The sequence below is a fragment of the Stenotrophomonas sp. Steno-Z10-BAI genome (assembly GCF_056393115.1).
On the sequence record NZ_JBWJOZ010000006.1, the window covers coordinates 226,422 to 244,328 of the forward strand.

The window sequence follows — 17,907 nt, forward strand, 5'->3', positions numbered from 1 at the left end:
GCCGCCCCTGGGGGCGGCGCTTCAAACCGGCTTATTCGCCGATGTGCTGCTTCAACCAGCCGTTGACGGTGTCGTGCCACTGCACGCTGTTCTGCGGCTTGAGCACCCAGTGATTCTCATCCGGGAAGTACAGGAACTTGGACTCGATGCCCTGGCGCTGCGCAGCGGTGAACGCCGCCAGGCCCTGCTCCACCGGAATGCGGTAGTCGAGCTGGCCGTGCACGATCAGGATCGGCTTCTTCCAGTCGGCCACGTGGTTGACCGGGTTGAACTTCTCGTAGTTGGCGGCCTTCGCGTACGGCGTGCCACCCTGCTCCCACTCGGTGAACCACAGCTCTTCGGTGGCGTAGCCCATCATGCGCTGGTCGAACACGCCGTCATGATTGACCAGGCACTTCCACGGCTCGTTCCAGTTGCCGGCGATCCAGTTGACCATGAAGCCGCCATAGCTGGCGCCCAGGGCGCACGCCTTGTCGCCGTTGAGGAACGGGTACTGCTTCTGTGCCGCAACCCAGCCCTTCTGCAGATCTTCCAGCGGGCGGTCGCCCCAGTGCTGGCTGATCGCATCGGTGAAGGCCTGGCCGTAGCCGGTGGAGCCGTGGAAGTCGATCATGACCACCGCGTAACCCTGGCCAGCGTAGGTCTGCGGGTTCCAGCGGTAGCTCCAGCCGTTGCCGAAGCTGCCCTGCGGGCCACCGTGGATCAGGAACGCGACCGGGTAGCTCTTGCCTTCCTGGTAGTTGTACGGCTTGACCACGTAACCGTGCACGGTCTCGTTGTTCCAGCCCTTGAACTGGAACTGCTCGTAATCGCCGAAGGCGACGTCGGGCAGCATTTCACCGGCGCTCGGGGTGATCTCACGCGGGTTGGCGCCGTCGAAGGCGGCCACGATGATCTGATCGCCGCTCTTCAGACTGTTCTTCGTATACGCCAGGGTGGTCCCGGCGATCACCGGCGAACCGATGCTGCCGCCGTCGGCCACCACTTCGGCGGTGCCGGTGGCGATGTCGACGCCGAACAGGCGGTGCTCGCCCATGTCGTCGGCGCTGGTGTAGATCAGCGTGCCGTCACCGGACAGCACGATCTCGCCGGCCGAACGATCCCACTTGGGTGCGATCTCGCGGGTCTTGCCGGTGGCCACGTCCATCGCCATCAGGCCGAAGCGGTCCGCTTCGAAGCCGGGGCGCTTCATGGCGCGGTAGTACAGGGTCTTGCCGTCGGCGCTGAACACCGGGCCGGCATCCCAAGCCGGGTTGGCCGCGGTCAGGTTGACCGGGGCCTGGTTGCCCTCGGCATCCAGGCGGTACAGATCGAAGTTGGTCGACCACGGCTCCTGCTTGCCGGCCACGCGGATCGCGGCGACCACGCTCTTGCCATCCGGCGACCAGGTGAAGTCGTCATTGCCACCGAACGGCTTGGACGGTGCATCGCCGGCCAGCGTCGCGCTGATCGCCGAGGCGCCCTTCACCGCTGCGGCCTTGGCGACCGGCAGCGGCGCCACGAACAGCGTGTTGCGGCGGCCATCGGCCCAGGTGTCCCAATGGCGCACGAACAGAGTGTCGAAGACTTCACCGGTGTTCTTGCGTGCCTTGTGCGCGTCCAGCTTCTTGCTGGTGCAGGCCAGGTCCGAACCGCAGTCCTGGAACACGCCGCTGCTGAAGGCCACGCGGTCGCCCTGCGGGGAGACGTGGAAGCTGTCCACATCGACCGGGAAATCGGTCAGCTGGCGCGGGGTGCCGCCGGTGGTCGGCTGCGCGTAGAGCTGCTGGCTGCCGTTCTTGGCGCTCAGGAAATACACGGTCTGGCCATCGGCCGAAAGCGCAGCGGAATTCACGTTCCAGCCAGCCGGGGTCAGCGGCTTGGGCGGGGCCATATCACGGGTGCGCAGGTTGCGGATGTACAGGCCGGTGCTGGCCTTGCTGTCGGTACCGACCACGCGCTTGGCGAAGATCACATTGCCGCCATCGGCGGTGAGCAGCGGGCTGGAGACCCGATCCAGCGCGATCATGTCGCGCACATCCAGGCCACGCGTGGCCGCCAGCGAGGGCATCGCGGTCAGCAGGCACAACGGCAGCAGGGCGTAACGAAGTTTCATCGGGGTCTCCGCGGAACGGCAAAACGCCGATGGTAGGGCCGCAGGGGCCACCGATGCAAAGGCCATCGGTCATGCCGGTGGTTCGACGGGAGGCAGAAACGACAAACCCCGCCGGAGCGGGGTTTGCCATGACGCAGATGCAGACTTTTTAGACTGAACCCACCGCGCGCTTGCCGGTGCGGTAGATCAACCAGCCGACCAGGAACAGCACGGCCAGACCGATCCACTGCGCGCCCGGCAGGTGGAACGGCAGCGCCAGCACGTCCGCGCGGCTGCTGATCACGATCGGCACCGCGATCGCGATACCCATCAGGGCTTCACCGGTGATCAGGCCCGCAGCGAACAGCACGCCCGGCTTGTGCACGCGGTCGCGGCCTTCTTCGTCGTCGCCACGGATCTTGTGGAAGCGTTCCACCAGGTAGGCGATCAGACCACCCAGGAAGATCGGCACCATCAGCTCCAGCGGCAGGTAGATGCCGATCGCCGCGGCCAGCACCGGCACGCGGAAGCGTGCATTGCGCGACTTCAGCCAGCTGTCGAAAGCGATGATTGCCGCGCCGACCACGGCACCGATGCCGATGAAGGTCCACGGCAGCTCGCCGCCGAACAGGCCCTTGGCCACCGAGGCCATGAGGTTGGCCTGCGGTGCGGCCAGCGCATTGGGATGCAGCTCGGACTTCACGCCGATGCCGTAGGCGGTGGCCAGCAGGTTCAGCACCGGGGCCATGATCAGCGCGCACGAGAACGCGCCGATGCCCAGCATCAGCTGCTGCTTCCACGGGGTGGCGCCAACGATGTAGCCGGCCTTGAGGTCCTGCAGGTTGTCACCGCCGACCGCGGCCGCACAGCACACCACCGCACCGATCATGATCGCGGCCACCGCACCCAGCGGGGCACCGCCGACGCCAACCGGCTTGAGGCCGTCGGCGCCGAGCAACACCACCAGCACCGCCGAGGCGAACAGGATGGTGGAGATGGTGATGCCCGAGACCGGGTTGTTGGACGAACCGATCAACCCGGCCAGGTAGGCCGAGACCGAGACGAACAGGAAGCCGGCCACGATCATGATGAGCGTCATCGGGATCGAGACATGCCACTGGCCCACGATGGCCTGGTACAGCGCCAGCAGCGGCAGGGTGAACACCACCAGGGCCACCAGCATCCACTTCATCGGCAGATCGCGCTCGGTGTGCGCCAGCGCCGGGCCACCGCTCTTGCGGGCTGCGGCGAACCCGCTCTTGACGCCATTGAGCAGCGACTTGCGCAACGAGATCAGGGTCCACACGCCGCCGATCAGCATCGCGCCCACGCCCAGGTAACGCATCTTCGCGCCCCAGATGGCGAAGGCCGCCTCGGTGGAGCTGGCCGTGGCGATCGAGGCGGCCAGCGCCGGATCGGTGTTCATGAAGAACGACTGGTACAGCGGAATGGCGATATGCCAGGTCAGGATCGAGCCGGACACCACCACGATGCCGACATTCAGGCCGACGATGTAGCCCACACCCAGCAGCGCCGGGGACAGGTTGGTGCCGATGAAGGCGGTGATCTTCGAGCTGCCCACGTAGGCCGAGGTCGCCCAGGCATCCGGAATCAGGCGCAGGCCGCTTTCGGCCGCCAGCTTCACGAAGGCGCCGATCACCGCCGACACCGCCAGGATCTTCAGGCCCGGGCCCGGGTTCTCACCGGCCTTGAGCACTTCGGCGGCCGCCTTGCCTTCCGGGAAGGGCAGCGGATCTTCGACGATCATCGAACGGCGCAGCGGCACCGAGAACAGCACGCCCAGCAGGCCACCCAGACCGGCGATGCCCAGCACCCACCAATACTTGAAGTCCGGCCAGTAGCCCATGATCACCAGCGCGGGGATGGTGAAGATCACGCCGGCGGCGATCGACGAACCGGCCGACGCACCGGTCTGGACGATGTTGTTTTCAAGGATGGTGCCACCGCCGAGCAGGCGCAGCACGCCCATGGAGATGACGGCCGCGGGAATCGCGGTGGCGATGGTCAGGCCTGCGAACAGACCGAGGTAGGCGTTGGCGGCCGACAGAATCACCGCCAGCACGATGGCAAGCACCACCGCGCGGAAAGTGAGCTGGCGTGGCGCAGCGTCGTTGTTCATGGAAGCCTCTGCTGGCAAAAAATCCCTGCCACGCTAGCGTTCATGTACGGGCAAGTCCAGTAGTGCCGGCCGCTGGCCGGCAACCCTGCACCACCCGATCAAGGCCCCTGTTGACCTTCGCGTGCCGCCGCCGCCGCGACCCGCCGGACTGGGCAACGTCGCGCGCCGGGCCCATCCATTTGGTTATGTTATATCCTATCGCACCAAGCGACCGGCGCTGCTGTGACGCATTCCCCCACCTCCCGCCTGACCTCCATCGACCAGCTGCGCGGCACCGTGATCGTACTGATGCTGCTCGACCACGTGCGAGAAACCTTCTACATGCACCAGCAGGTCGGCGACCCGATGGCGGTCGACCAGGTCGAGCCGGCGCTGTTCGTCAGCCGGCTGCTGGCGCATCTGTGCGCGCCGGTGTTCGTGCTGCTGACCGGCCTGTCGGCCTGGTTGTACGCCAGTGGCAAGCCGGATGGGCGCCGGGCCGCGTCGGCCTTCCTGCTCAAGCGCGGCCTGTTCCTGGTGGTGCTGGAGCTGCTGGTGGTCAACTTCGCGTGGACGCTGCAGTTCCCGCCCAGCGTGATGTACCTGCAGGTGATCTGGGCGATCGGCATCAGCATGATCGCGCTGGCCGGGCTGCTGTGGCTGCCACGCGGGGCGCTGGCGGTGCTGGCGCTGGCCGTGATCGCCGGGCACAACCTGCTCGATGGCATCCGCGTGCAGGGCGACGGGGCGCTGGCCGTGCTGTGGAAGGTGCTGCACCAGCGCGACTGGATCACCGTGACCGACGGGCTGCGCCTGCGCACCTCCTACCCGGTGCTGCCGTGGATCGGCGTCATTGCACTGGGCTGGGTGATCGGCCCGTGGTTCGCGCGCGGTGGCGATGCGCTCCTGCGCCAGCGCCGCCTGTGGAGGGCCGGCGCCGGTGCGCTGCTGGCGTTCCTCATCCTGCGAGCGGTGAACCTCTACGGCGACAGCCCGTGGCAGTCCTCGGCCACGCTGGGCAGCACGCTGATGAGCGTCTTCAACATCACCAAGTACCCGCCTTCGCTGCTGTTCCTGCTGCTGACCCTGGGTATCGGCCTGCTGTTGCTGCGCCTGTACGAGCCGCCGCGCGTGGCCCGGGCGCTGGCGCCGCTGGCCGACATCGGCGCGGCACCGATGTTCTTTTACCTGCTGCACCTGTACGTGCTGAAGCTGCTGTACGTGCTGGCCGAAGCACGCTGGGGACACACCCACGGCGCGTATTTCGCCGTGGACCATGTGGCGAGCCTGTGGGTGATCACCGCGCTGCTGGCCTTGGCGCTGTACTGGCCGACCAGAGCGTTCGCGCGGTTCAAGGCGCGGCGGCGGGATCTGGCGTGGCTTCGCTATCTGTAGGCGAGCGATGCCGGGCTGCTGAGGCTGCCGGCCAACGGCCGGCACTACGACAGCGGAGCGGCCGGCACCCCGACGGCGGAGCGGCCAGACCCGGCACGGATACACCGTCACCCCGGGCCTATACTCGCCCCCTTGTCCGCCCTGCCTGATCCCTCGATGACCGCAGCCGCCCTGCCCGCCGCCGCAACCTCCCCCGCTACCGACGACTTCCTCGGCCATCCCAAGGGCGTCTACATCTGCTTCTTCACCGAGATGTGGGAGCGGTTCTCGTTCTACGGCATGAAGGCGCTGTTGCTGCTGTATCTCACCAAGTACCACCTGTTCGGCGACAAGGCCGGGCTGGACCTGCTCGGTGCCTACGGTGGCCTGGTCTACTGCATCCCGGTGTTCGGCGGTCTGCTCGCCGACCGCTGGCTGGGCATGCGCAAGGCGGTGGTGTTCGGTGGCGTGCTGCTGGTGCTCGGGCATCTGGGCATGGCGTTCGAAGGCCAAGCGGCGGTCCGCATTGACGGCGCCGTGGTACGCGATGACGCGGCCCTGGGCATCACCTACCTCTCGCTGGCCCTGATCATCATGGGCGTGGGCTTCCTCAAGCCGAACATCTCCACCATCGTCGGCAAGCTCTACCCGGAGAACGATCCCCGCCGCGATTCGGGCTTCTCGCTGTTCTACGCCGGCATCAATCTGGGCGCGCTGTTCGCCTCGCTGGTGTGCGGCTTCCTCGGCGAAGCCTATGGCTGGAAGTACGGCTTCGGCGCGGCCGGTATCGGCATGGTGATCGGGCTGGGCATGTTACTGTGGGGCCAGAAGTATCTGCAGGGCCACGCCGAACCGTCCGACCTTCCGGCGCTGCGCCAGCGCGTGCTCGGCATCCGTCGCGAATGGCTGATCTATGCGGTGGCCGTGCTCGGCGTAATCCCCGTCGCTGCCTTGATGTGGGCCGCGGCCAACGGCGCGTTCGCGCTCGGCGGTGAAATCAGCCTGGCACTGATGCTGATGATCGTCGTGCTCGGCGGCGTGCTGGTCTGGTTCGCCTGGTTCACCGGTACCCGCTGCACGCCGGTGCAGCGCCAGCAGATGATCGCGCTGATGGCGCTGATCTTCATGGCTCTGGTGTTCTTCACCCTGTACGAGCAGACCTACGGCTCCTGGGTGACCTTTACCGATCGCCTGCTGACCAAGGATCTGGTGCCGTCGCTGGTGATCCAGGGCGGCACCCCGCTGCCCTGGTCGATCGCCTCGCTGCTGCTGGCGCCGCTGGGCTTCGTGGTGGCCGCGCGCCTGTCGGAGCGAAACCCGGGTTCGTCCGCGCCCCGCAACCTGTTCATCGCTATTGTGGCGGCGATGCTGGTGATGCTGATCCGCGACTGCCTGGTGATCCCGCAGACCGCCGGCTCGCTGACCTACCTCGGCGGCCTGTTCCTGGTCGTACTCGCGCCGCTGTTTGCGATGCTGTGGGCGTGGCTGGACCGTCGCCGCATGGATCCGTCCAAGCCGATCAAATCGTCGATCGGGCTGATCTTCGCCGCACTCTCGTTCGTGCCCTTGGCCCTGGCCGCCCAGCACGTCGGCGCGACCGGGCAGATGGCCAGCGTGTGGTGGCTGGTGCTGGCGTATCTGATCCTGGAGATCGGCGAAATGTGCCTGTCACCGGTCGGCTTGTCGGCGGTCACGCAGCTCGCCGCACCGCGCGTCGTCAGCCTGATGATGGGCACCTGGTTCCTGGCCACTGCGTTCTCGGAAACGCTGGCGGCGCTGTTCGGCAAGCTCGCCGCGATCGAGGTGCCGGAAGGCCAGACCATGGATATCGCCAACGCTGCCGCCAGCTACGAACACCTGTTCTGGCTGCTGATGTGGATCGGCTTGGGCTGCGCGGCGGTGGCGCTGATCTGCTCGCCGCTGCTGAAGAAGATGATGCACGGGGTGAAGTAGCCGAACCGCGGCAATCAGCGCTCCGGCAGTGTCACCTCATTCTGCGCATTGGCCGCGCGCAGCTGATAAAGGAAACGGCGCACAAGCACGCGTCCAGACTCGTCCAGATTGCGCCCGTCAAGATGCTCGAAACGCATATCCGGATGGAGCGCATCTGCGTTCAGGGCCAGGCCGCCGAGTTCTTTCACCAACGGCGCGGGCAGGATGCCCTCCAGCAGCAGCTTGGGCAAAGCACCTGGCTCGGCGTGCCATGCGTCGCCATTCGGTCCGGGCACCTGCTGAAGGTCCACTGCAGTTGCGGCCACATGGGCAGGTGACGTGGCAATCGTTTCCGCCGCGCGCTGAAGGAACTGGCGATAGCGTGTCGCCAAGGCGGTCGCATCACTACCGTGGGCATCGAGAGGTGCAAGCGTCCACTCCAGCGCGGGCAACGTGCATGTCAAGGCTGCCTGCGCCAGGCGAACGGTGTGCGCTTCATACCGGTCCTCCCCCTGCTGCACCTCCTGCACCCGACATTCGGCCGTGGCCGCGCGGCGGGCAACTGCGCGCGCGAACCCGGTGACGTCCTCGCGCACGGCACCCCACAACACTTCCGGAAAGCTCAGCAGGAGGTGCGCGGCGATCGCATCCTGCAGGTCTGCCGACGCTTCTCCGGCAACCTGCATGCGCTGCATCAGTTCCCGCACCGCCATGCGCACCGATTCGGCCTGCGACACCGGCATCGGCATCCACACAGTCGGCGGCACCTCCATTTCCGCCAGCAGTTGTTCGCCCACGACGGCACCACTGCTCGTCCAGTTACGTCCGTGTGCATCGCTGGACAAGGAGAGACTGCCGCTGATAGACCAAGGCCGGGTCGCGTCGCGGCGCTCGCCGGCCAACATCGACCGCTCCAGTGCATCTACCGATGGTACGGCCTGTCCCTGCACGACAGCCGTCATCAGCTGTGCAAGCGCACGACTCTTGTGCATATGTGGTGCGATGCAAACGTACTGGACGCGATAGCCCACCCTATCGGTGGATGCGGCGGCGGCAGGTGCGCCATCAACAGGCTCGCGCCGGACGTCCTGTGCCAGGCAACGAGCGCCATCGCCGGCGAATCCCCATGCTGGCGATGCCGCCAGTAGACGACCTGCCGCTGTGCCCTCAAGCCGGTTGCCGTACGCAAATGCGACAACATTTTCGGTCATCAGCTTGCCCATTGTCAGTAACTGGACGGTGTGATGAAGTACCGCGGCGTCGGGCTCGCTCAATGGCCCCACGGGCTCGCTGCCCCGCATCAACCCGTGCAACCGGATCGCCCTCTCGTCCACCTCGCCGGAGAGCACTGCGATCATGAGCGCCTGATCCACCGTCAACTGCAGACCGTCATCGATATCGGTCGCACGGGAGGGATTGCAAAACAGAACAAGCAGCAAACGCGCTGACCAGCACGAAAAAGGCCGCAGGTGGGACGTTGAGGAGAGGTAGCGCCGCATGCTGGAAAGACCCGAAGGGAGAGCTGCCCAGCATCCCGCAGGGTCGCGCCCGGGCACCATGCAACAACTTGCAATCTGCCGCGTTCAGCCCTCCCCACACACAACAACGGCACCTCACGGTGCCGTTGTCTTCTTAAGCCCAACGATGCGGTCAGGGCTGCACGGCGTTGGCCGCCTGCCCTCCGATGTGGCGCGACAGGAACGCCAGCAGCTTGGTGTAGTACTCACGGCGATGCGGATCGGTGTAGAAGCCGTGGCCTTCGGTAGGGTAGTACAGCGCCTCCACCGGCACGCCGGCTTTCCTCAACGCCGCTTCCATCCGCCTGGTGTGCTGGATCGGGGCGCGTTCGTCTTCGCCACCGGCAGCGAGGAATACCGGCACCTTGATGCGGTCGGCCAGATTCACCGGCGATACGGCAGCCAGTTGCTGCCGGTCACCGATCCATTCCTTGAGATAGTTTTCACCAGAACCACGCCGCTGGATGTCGCCGGTGGTGAACATGATCGGCAGGTCATAGACACCGACATACCCGGCCGCACAACGGTACAGACCGGGCTCCTTCGCAGCGCCCATCATCGCCGCGTAGCCGCCATAACTGGCGCCATAGATGCAGATCCGCGAGGCATCGGCAATTCCCTCGCTGATGGCCCAGCGGGTTGCATCGGTGAGATCGTCCTGCATGGTGCCGCCCCACTCGCGGGCGCCAGCAGACCGATGCGCGCGCCCGTAATTGCCCGATCCACGGAAGTTGATCTGCAGCACTGCATAACCCGCGTCAGCGAGCATCTGGCTGACCGGGTCGTAGCCGCCGGTATCGAACGGACCGTAAGGCCCCCCGTGCGGGATCACCACCATCGGCTGCCTGTTGGCATTGCCGTTACCCGGCACCGTCAGGTAGCCGTGCAGGGCAAGCCCATCACGCGCTTTGAGAGCCACCGGACGCACCACGGCAGTCGCGGCCGGGTCGATCCAGCTGCTGCGGCTGATGACGTGGTCGGCCTTCTTTGCCTCATTGTCGAAGATGTAGAAGTCGCCCGGGTTGCGCCCCGACCACGCCTCGACCATCAGCTGCCTGCCATCACGGGTGCTGGAAGTGATGAACACCGCATCACCACCAAATGCGGCCTCCAGGCTGCGATACAGACGGGCATCGGGGCCCTTTTCGTCGAAGAAGCGGGTGCGCGGCGTGTCACCCAGGTACAGCGCCCCCACCGGGATGGATGTGCCCGGCCGGTAGATGTACTTGTGCACATCCACCACGGGATCGCGGAGCACGAGCTTGCGCTCGTCGGTCACCGGGTCCCAGGACACGATGGCATCGGGCCCCTGCGGCATCTCGGTATTGAAGTACGCCAGCCGACCATCTTCGGAAAAACCAATCGCCGTTTCGATACGCCCGTTCAGTGCTTCATCGTTGACGAGCTTCCAGGTCGTGCCCGACCCTTCGCGGTAATACAGCTTGTTGACGTTGTCGGCTCCCGCGCCGTGCGCGAAACGTACCTGGCCCTGGTTGTCGGTGACGAAATCGGCGCGACGCACGGGCGAGCGCGCCACGGTCTGACGGCGGCCGGTGGTGACATCGAGCCGATCGGCACGGGTGAACGGGTCATCGTTGAACGGCCAGATCGTGACCAGCACGTTGCGGTCGTCCGCAGGCAGGTCATCAGCGAGGAACGCCGCCACGGCCTCCACTTTTTTCTGCTGGATGCGGGTACCCGGGCCGTTTCCCTGCACGCGGTAGCCGACCAGCAGTTCGCCGCGCCCGCCGTTGGCGTTCATGGCATACAGCTCACCGGTCATCCGCGGCTGGTCCAGAGAACCATGCTTTTCGGCCAGGCCGATCAGCACGCGCTCTCCACTGACCCAGTCGAAATGGTTGGCGTGATTGTTCCTGGGTGGCACGAACGAGCCCACCACCTCACCCCCATTTCTGCGCAGAATCGCCAGGGCGGTGCGATCTTCCATCGGCACGGTCGCCGCGTAGTAGTCGCCGTTCGGCGAAATCTTGATATCGGTGAAGGCATCCCGGCGCAGGTAGCGCTCCAGATCCACCGCGCCGGCCTGGCCCGTGATGGCCAGCAACACCAGCAACCCCAACCCCTGAACGTGCCTCATCCTTTTCCCTGCTGCATCGGACCTCATGTCCGGAACGGCGATTCTAGGCAAAAAAAATGGCACCGCGAACGGTGCCATTTCCAGGACCTGCATCGAGGAGAGAGTTCAATGCATGCCGCGGAACGCGAGGCTGAGCGCCAGGATCGACAGGATCACCGCGATGGTGCCGTCGAGGATGCGCCAGGTTTTGGGCTTGGTGAACAGCGGGGCCAGCAGGCGCGCGCCCAGGCCCTGGGCGGTCAGCCACAGGCAGCTGGCGGTGAACACGCCGGCCGCGAACGCCATGCGCGCGTTGCCGAAGTTCTCGGCGATGCCGCCGATGACCATCATGTCCAGCCAGAAATGCGGGTTGATCAGCGAGAACCCGACCGCCGAGATCAGCACCGCGCGGCGGGAGGTGCTGTCGCCGTCGTCCACGTGCATGCCACCGCCACCGGCCAGCGCGCGCCGCGCCGACTGCCACGCGTACCAGGCCAGGAAGGCGACACCGCCCCACAGGACCACGGTGGTGAGCCACGGCAGCGCCTGGGTCAGCGTGCGCAGGCCCGCCACGCTGGCGAAGATGAAGATGCCATCGATGGCCGCGCAGGTCGCCACCACCGGAATGATGTGCTTGCGCAGGATGCCCTGGCGCAGGATGAACGCGCTCTGCGCGCCGACCACCGCGAACAGGCCGATGCCGGTTGCGGCACCACTGAGCCACGCGCTCAGCCCGGCGCCGCCGGAAAGGATGGAAAACATGGGATACCACCTGTGTCTTGCTGGGGGGCGGTGCCTCGCCAAGGCGTACAGCACCGGATGGCGCGTATTGTCGCGCCGCAACATTAAAAAGTAGAGCTAAACTTACTTAACCATCTTTAGCGGAACTTAAGATCATGCGCATCGACCATGCCCAGCTCCGCGCCTTGGCGGCGGTGATCCGCGAAGGCAGCTTCGACCGTGCCGCGCAGTCGCTCAATGTCACGGCCTCGGCGGTCTCCCAGCGGGTCAAGGCGCTGGAGGACCGGGTCGGCCGCCTGCTGGTCAAACGCTCTTCGCCGGCGGTGGCCACCACCGAAGGCCAGGTGCTGGTGCAGCTGGCCGAGCAGACCGCCCTGCTCGAGCACGATGCCCTGCACCGGATGGGCATCGCCGATGAGGACCTGCCCCATGCCAGCATCCCGGTGGCGGTCAACCACGACAGCCTGGAAACCTGGTTCCCCGAGGCTGCCCTGCAGTTCGCGCGGCAGACCGGCACCACGCTGGACCTGCGCTCGGAAGACCAGGACCACACCGTGGCCCTGCTCCGGCAAGGGGCCGTGCTGGGCGCCGTGACCACGCTGGATGAGCCCGTGCAGGGCTGCCAGATCCATGCGCTGGGCAGCATCCGCTACGCCGCCACCTGCACCCCGGCCTTCCATGAGCAGCACTTCGCCAAGGGCGTCAACGCGCAGTCGCTGGCCCAGGCGCCGGTGCTGGTGTTCAACCGCAAGGACGACATGCAGGCGCGGTTCGCCCGCCGCCTGGCCGGCAACGACCTGCCGCTGACCGCGCCGACCTGGTGGATTCCCTCCACCCGCGCGTTCGTGCAGGCCAACCTCGGCGGGCTGGGCTGGACCATGAACCCGCTGCCGCTGGTCAAACGCCACCTGGAGGCAGGCCGGCTGGTGCACATGAAACAGCGCGCCTGGGAAGACGTGCCGCTGTACTGGCAGCACTGGAAGGGCGATGTGCAGACGATGGCGCTGCTGACCCGGGCGGTGCTGGCGGCCTCGGCGACGCTGGTGCGCAAGAAGCGGTAAGCCCCGACCGGTAGAGCCGCCCTACACGACCTGACGACCCGCCCCGTTGCAGCATCGGCGCATTCCAGCCGCGGGCACGTCGATGGACACAGATCCGGTCTACCTGCATATCCGCGTGGTGCTCAGCATCATCCTCGGCCTGAGCATCACCACCCTGCTGCGCGGGCTGGCGGGGATCATCGAGCACCCCCAGCGCCGCGGCTGGTCGTGGATCCACCTGTGCTGGGTGGTCTGGGCGCTGATCTCGGTGGTGACCTTCTGGTGGTGGGAATTCCGCCTGGGGGAGGTCCGGCAGTGGACCTTCGAGTTGTATCTGTTCGTGATCGCCTACTGCGCCGCCTGGTACCTGCTCTGCGTCCTGCTGTTTCCGGACGATGTGCGCGAGTTCGGCAGCTATGAAAACTACCTGCTGCAGCGGCGCGGTGGCTTCTTCGGGATGCTGGCGCTGGTCACGCTGCTGGATCTGGTCGATACCGCCATCAAGGGTCACAGCCGCTGGCAGATGCTCGGCGATGCCTACTGGGTCCACACGGTGGTGATGCTGGCCATTGCCGGGCTGGGCATCGCCCTGCGCCAACGCCGCGCCCACCTGGCCCTGGCCCTGATAGCGCTGGCCTATCAAGCCAGCTATTTCCTCCTTGAATACTTCACCTTGGCCAGCGACTGACCCGGCCTGGCACACCCACCGGATGCTGCGTTGCACCAAATCCGTACCGGAAAGGGCTAAAATTGCGGTCAAGGTACCGCTGTGACGCCCGTCTTCACGGGCGTTCCCGGCAGCGGCGGCATCCTTCCCATGTCTCCCTACCTGAGATCCCCATGAAAAAACTAGCGAAGGTCGTCCTCGGCCTGTTCGTGGTGTTGCTGTTGGCAGCGGCACTGTTCCTGTACTGGCCGCTGCATCAGCGTTCGGTCCCGGCTGCCGGCAACGACAAGCCGGTCGACGTCGTCCTGGTCGGCGGCGGCATCATGAGCATCACGCTCGCCACGTTCCTGCAGGAGCTGCAGCCAGACTGGAACATCCAGGTCTATGAGCGCCTGGACGGAGTCGCGCTGGAAAGCTCGGACGGCAGGAACAATGCCGGTACCGGTCATTCCGCGTTCGCCGAGCTGAACTACACCCCGGAACTTCCCGACGGCAGCATCGAGACCAAGCGTGCGGTCGGCATCGCCGAGCAGTTCGAGATCTCGCGCCAGTTCTGGTCGCACCAGATCCGCGAAGGCCGCCTGAGCCAGCCCAGCGATTTCATCAACCCGACCCCGCACATGAGCTTCGTCTGGGGTGATGAGAACATCGCCTACCTGCACAAGCGTCAGCAGGCGCTGGTCAAGAACCCGCTGTTCTACGGCATGCAGTACTCCGAGGATCCCGCGCAGATCACGCAGTGGGCGCCGCTGTTGATGGAAGGCCGCGACCCGAAGCAGAAGGTCGCCGCCACCTGGATGCCGCTGGGCACCGACGTCAACTTTGGCGTGATCACCCGCCAGCTGACCGCGGGCCTGGAACGCAGCCCGAACTTCAAACTGCACCTCAACCATGAAGTGCGCGCGCTGCGCCAGAACGATGACAAGAGCTGGAACGTGACCGTCAAGGACCTGAAGTCCGACAACGAGACCACGGTCAAGTCGCGTTTCGTGTTCATCGGTGCCGGTGGTGCCGCGCTCAAGCTGCTGCAGCTGTCGGGCATTCCGGAATCGAAGAACTACGCCGGCTTCCCGGTCGGTGGCCAGTTCCTGGCCTTCCAGGACCCGGCGATCGCCAACCGGCATTCGGTCAAAGCCTACGGCATGGCCGAAACCGGCTCGCCGCCGATGTCGGTGCCGCATCTGGATGCGCGCAAGCTGGATGGCAAGCCGGTGGTGCTGTTCGGGCCGTTCGCGCTGTACAGCACCAAGTTCCTCAAGCACGGCTCGTGGTTCGACCTGTATTCCTCGGTCAACCACAACAACGTAGCCGGCATGATGGACGTGGGCCTGGAGAATCTGGACCTGGTGAAGTACCTGATGGGCCAGGCACGTCTGAACGATGACGACCGCCAGGCCGAACTGGTCAAGTACTTCCCCCACGCCAAGCGCGAGGACTGGAAGCTGGTCACCGCCGGCCAGCGCGTGCAGATCATCAAGAAGGACCCGGAAAAGGGCGCGATCCTGCAGTTCGGTACCGAGATCGTGACCGACCAGGACCACACCCTGGCCGCCCTGCTCGGCGCCTCGCCGGGTGCCTCGACCTCGCCGCCGATCATGCTGGACCTGCTCAAGAAAGCCTTCCCCGAGCAGATGGCGGCCGGCTGGGAAGCGCGCCTGAAGCAGATCGTCCCGTCGTACGGCCGCAAGCTCAACGACAGCCCGGCGCTGACCAATGAGATCCGCCGCCTGACCAGCGAGACCCTGAAGCTGCCGTACCTGGAGGTGCCGGTCGAGACCAGCCCGGCGGTGATGCTGACCCCGCCGCCGGCCGCCAAGCCGGCCGAGGCCAAGCGCAACGCCAACGAAGAACTGCAGGCGCTGTAAGCCTGCACCGGCGGGGCCTTCGCGCCTCCGCCACGGTTTCCCTCCGGCCACCCTTGCGGTGGCCGGTTGCGTTCTGGGGGCCTGGACAATCTGAATGTTCAGTATTTGTAAAGCGAATGAGAACGCTTTACATTTGCACCCCGCCGGGCTTGGGGCCCGGCCACGCCCCCAGATCATCACGAGACCCGCATGTACGCCTGCGCTGCTTCGCTTCGCCTTCCCCGCCGTGCCCCGCTGGGCCTGGCCCTGCTTTCCGTGCTGGTGCTGACCGCCCCGCAGGCCTTCGCCGATGCGCCGGCAGACGCCGGCAGCAATGCCGATGCCAAGACGCTGGACAAGGTCAGCGTGGTGGGTGCACGGGCCGCGCCGTCGAGCACCACGCGGCTGCCGATCAGCCTGCAGGAAACCCCGCAGTCGGCTACCTCGATCGGCCTGCAGCGCCTGCAGGACGAATCGCTGTTCAGCATCAACGATGTCATGCGCAACGTCACCGGCGTCAGCGTCTCCTTCTACGACACCCAGCGTCCGTTGTACTACGCACGCGGCTTCGCCATCACCGATTTCCAGGTGGACGGCATCCCCACCTACAGCGGCTCGACCAACCAGGAATACGACACCGCCTTCTACGATCGCGTCGAAGTGATCCGCGGCGCCAACGGCCTGCTCAGCGGCGCCGGTGTGCCATCGGCGACGGTCAACCTGCTGCGCAAGCGCCCGGGCAAGGAGTTCGATGCCTCCTTCTCGGTCAGCGCCGGCAGCTGGGACTACCAGCGCATGGAAGCCGACGTGACCGCGCCGTTGACCGCTGACGGCCGTTTCCGCAGCCGCGTGGTTGCCGCCTACACCGACCGCGATCTGTATTACGACCGCTACCACGAGAACAAGATGGCCGGCATGGCCGTGCTGGAAGGTGACCTGACCGACAGCACCACGCTGACCGTGGGCTACCAGACCCAGGACAACAATCCGGTCGGCTCGACCTGGGGCACCGTGCCGTTCTTCAACAGCCAGGGCGACTTCGCCCATCTGCCGCGCTCGACCAACGTCGCGCCGAAGTGGAGCTACTGGCAGCGCGAGACCAGCACCGCCTTCGCCAACCTGGAGCAGCGCTTCGGTGAGAACTGGCTGCTGAAGATCAACACCGCCTACACCCAGGGTAACGTGCAGAACGTGCGCGTGTACGGCAGTGGCTACCCGGATCCGGCCACCGGTGCGGGCATCTTCCTGCGCACCGCCGCCGGCGATTCCGAAGACACCCGCCGCAACGTGGATGCCTACCTGAGCGGCACGTTCTCCCTGTTCGGCCGCGAGCACGACCTGACCGTGGGGGGGCAGTGGGCGGATCTGGAAGGCACCACCAACACCATCGCGCTGCGCTATCCCACCGACTGGGCACGTTGCGGGACCGAGCGCTGCTATTACATCCCGGATATCCGCACGTGGGATGGCGACATCTCCGAGGTGACCTACGCGCGCACCGGCGCACGCCGCGTCGCCAAGACCACCCAGAGCGGCGTCTACGTGGCCACCCGCCTGCGCCTGGCCGATCCGCTGGCCTTGATTGCCGGCGCGCGCCTGAGCCGCTGGGAAACGCTGTCCCGTTCCTACAACGCGGCCGGCGCATACACCGGCACCAGCGGCGCCTACAAAGTGACGGATGAAGTCACGCCCTATGTGGGACTGGTATACGACATCACCCCGCAGGTGGCGGCATATGCCAGCTACACCGAAATCTTCAACCCGCAGAACTTCAAGGACCGCAACGAAAACCTGCTGGCGCCGGTGGAAGGTTCGAATCTGGAAGCGGGCATCAAGTCGCAGTGGCTCGATGGCCGCCTGACCGCCAATGCCGCGGTGTTCGAGGCCAAGCAGGACAACTACGCGGTGCTCGACACGAGCGTGCCGGAGCGCTCGCTCAGCGACGGCAGTTCTGCCTATATCGGCATCAACGGGACCAAGTCACGCGGCTGGGAAGTGGACGTCAACGGCGAGATCCTGCCGGGCTGGACCGTCAATGCCGGCTTCACCCACGTCAAGGTGACCCGTGCCGCCACCGATCTGCTGTACGCCAACCCGGCCGAAGATCTGCTGCAGCTCAACACCCAGGTGCGGCTGCGCGGTGCACTGGAGCGCCTGAGCGTGGGTGCCGGCGTGCAGTGGCAGAGCAAGGTGCAGGGCTACAACGTCCCCTATCCGCTCGGCGGCACGGTGACGGTGAACCAGCCTGCGTATGCGCTGGTGCAGTTCAACGCCAACTACCGCATCAGCGACAGCTGGACGGCGACGTTGAGCGTGCGCAATGCGCTGGACAAGACCTATTGGGCCAACCTGGATTACAACAACTACGGCGAGCCGCGCTTTGTCGCATTGAGCCTGCGCTGGAAGTACTGAGGCCTGACGACATCGCTGTGTTGAACGAACGGGTCGCCTTCGGGCGGCCTGTTCTGTTTTGTGCAACCCACCGTATACCGGTAGTGCCGGCCGCTGGCCGGCTCCTCGAA

The 17,907-nt window shown here is 65.9% G+C and carries 11 protein-coding genes; 6 read left to right on the plus strand and 5 right to left on the minus strand.

All coding sequences use genetic code 11. The features are described 5' to 3' along the window. Nucleotides 1–31: 31 nt before the first annotated feature. Both AC06E9_RS15615 and AC06E9_RS15620 read right to left on the minus strand, forming a co-directional pair. Nucleotides 32–2,095 carry a dipeptidyl-peptidase 5 gene (locus AC06E9_RS15615; protein WP_478056365.1) on the minus strand — a complete coding sequence of 688 codons (2,064 nt, stop codon included), beginning with the start codon at nt 2,093–2,095 and terminating at the stop codon, nt 32–34. A 148-nt stretch (nt 2,096–2,243) separates the two neighbouring features. Beyond that, nucleotides 2,244–4,214, minus strand: coding sequence for an OPT family oligopeptide transporter (locus tag AC06E9_RS15620; protein ID WP_282264041.1), 1,971 nt, complete (start codon nt 4,212–4,214; stop codon nt 2,244–2,246). A gap of 222 nt (nt 4,215–4,436) precedes the next feature. On the opposite strand from AC06E9_RS15620, the gene AC06E9_RS15625 reads away from it, so the two are divergent. After that, nucleotides 4,437–5,588, plus strand: a complete 1,152-nt coding sequence (locus AC06E9_RS15625) for an acetyltransferase domain-containing protein (protein WP_478056366.1) — start codon at nt 4,437–4,439, stop codon at nt 5,586–5,588. Nucleotides 5,589–5,744: 156 nt separating this feature from the next. Further along, complete coding sequence (locus tag AC06E9_RS15630; protein ID WP_478056367.1) at nt 5,745–7,520, plus strand: peptide MFS transporter; 1,776 nt, start codon at nt 5,745–5,747, stop codon at nt 7,518–7,520. Nucleotides 7,521–7,534: 14 nt separating this feature from the next. On the opposite strand, the gene AC06E9_RS15635 is transcribed toward AC06E9_RS15630, so the two are convergent. From AC06E9_RS15635 to AC06E9_RS15645, 3 genes are all read right to left on the minus strand, one after another. Beyond that, a complete protein-coding gene (locus tag AC06E9_RS15635) occupies nt 7,535–8,938 on the minus strand; it encodes a hypothetical protein (RefSeq protein ID WP_478056368.1) in 1,404 nt (467 codons plus the stop codon). Nucleotides 8,939–9,149: 211 nt separating this feature from the next. Next, nucleotides 9,150–11,114, minus strand: coding sequence for an alpha/beta hydrolase family protein (locus tag AC06E9_RS15640; protein WP_478056369.1), 1,965 nt, complete (start codon nt 11,112–11,114; stop codon nt 9,150–9,152). A gap of 105 nt (nt 11,115–11,219) precedes the next feature. Continuing rightward, nucleotides 11,220–11,855, minus strand: coding sequence for a LysE/ArgO family amino acid transporter (locus AC06E9_RS15645; RefSeq protein WP_121043335.1), 636 nt, complete (start codon nt 11,853–11,855; stop codon nt 11,220–11,222). Between the two features lie 134 nt (nt 11,856–11,989). Between AC06E9_RS15645 and AC06E9_RS15650 the strand changes: the two genes are divergently transcribed. The 4 genes from AC06E9_RS15650 to AC06E9_RS15665 all read left to right on the plus strand — a co-directional run bounded on the left by AC06E9_RS15650 (nt 11,990) and on the right by AC06E9_RS15665 (nt 17,797). Then, on the plus strand, nt 11,990–12,895 hold the full coding sequence (locus tag AC06E9_RS15650) for a LysR family transcriptional regulator ArgP (RefSeq protein WP_121043332.1): 906 nt from the start codon (nt 11,990–11,992) through the stop codon (nt 12,893–12,895). A gap of 82 nt (nt 12,896–12,977) precedes the next feature. Continuing rightward, nucleotides 12,978–13,562 carry a hypothetical protein gene (locus AC06E9_RS15655; RefSeq protein WP_461770490.1) on the plus strand — a complete coding sequence of 195 codons (585 nt, stop codon included), beginning with the start codon at nt 12,978–12,980 and terminating at the stop codon, nt 13,560–13,562. Nucleotides 13,563–13,714: 152 nt separating this feature from the next. Then, a complete protein-coding gene (mqo, locus tag AC06E9_RS15660) occupies nt 13,715–15,406 on the plus strand; it encodes a malate dehydrogenase (quinone) (RefSeq protein WP_478056370.1) in 1,692 nt (563 codons plus the stop codon). A gap of 189 nt (nt 15,407–15,595) precedes the next feature. After that, a complete protein-coding gene (locus AC06E9_RS15665) occupies nt 15,596–17,797 on the plus strand; it encodes a TonB-dependent siderophore receptor (RefSeq protein ID WP_478056371.1) in 2,202 nt (733 codons plus the stop codon). Nucleotides 17,798–17,907 lie beyond the last annotated feature (110 nt).

Excerpts from the sequence above, each read along its gene's own strand:
- AC06E9_RS15640 (WP_478056369.1), bottom strand. The coding sequence starts at position 11,114 with ATGAGGCACGTTCAGGGGTTGGGGTTGCTGGTGTTGCTGGCCATCACG.
- AC06E9_RS15645 (WP_121043335.1), bottom strand. The coding sequence starts at position 11,855 with ATGTTTTCCATCCTTTCCGGCGGCGCCGGGCTGAGCGCGTGGCTCAGT.
- AC06E9_RS15630 (WP_478056367.1), top strand. The coding sequence starts at position 5,745 with ATGACCGCAGCCGCCCTGCCCGCCGCCGCAACCTCCCCCGCTACCGAC.
- AC06E9_RS15615 (WP_478056365.1), bottom strand. The coding sequence starts at position 2,095 with ATGAAACTTCGTTACGCCCTGCTGCCGTTGTGCCTGCTGACCGCGATG.
- mqo (WP_478056370.1), top strand. The coding sequence starts at position 13,715 with ATGAAAAAACTAGCGAAGGTCGTCCTCGGCCTGTTCGTGGTGTTGCTG.
- AC06E9_RS15650 (WP_121043332.1), top strand. The coding sequence starts at position 11,990 with ATGCGCATCGACCATGCCCAGCTCCGCGCCTTGGCGGCGGTGATCCGC.
- AC06E9_RS15665 (WP_478056371.1), top strand. The coding sequence starts at position 15,596 with ATGTACGCCTGCGCTGCTTCGCTTCGCCTTCCCCGCCGTGCCCCGCTG.
- AC06E9_RS15620 (WP_282264041.1), bottom strand. The coding sequence starts at position 4,214 with ATGAACAACGACGCTGCGCCACGCCAGCTCACTTTCCGCGCGGTGGTG.
- AC06E9_RS15655 (WP_461770490.1), top strand. The coding sequence starts at position 12,978 with ATGGACACAGATCCGGTCTACCTGCATATCCGCGTGGTGCTCAGCATC.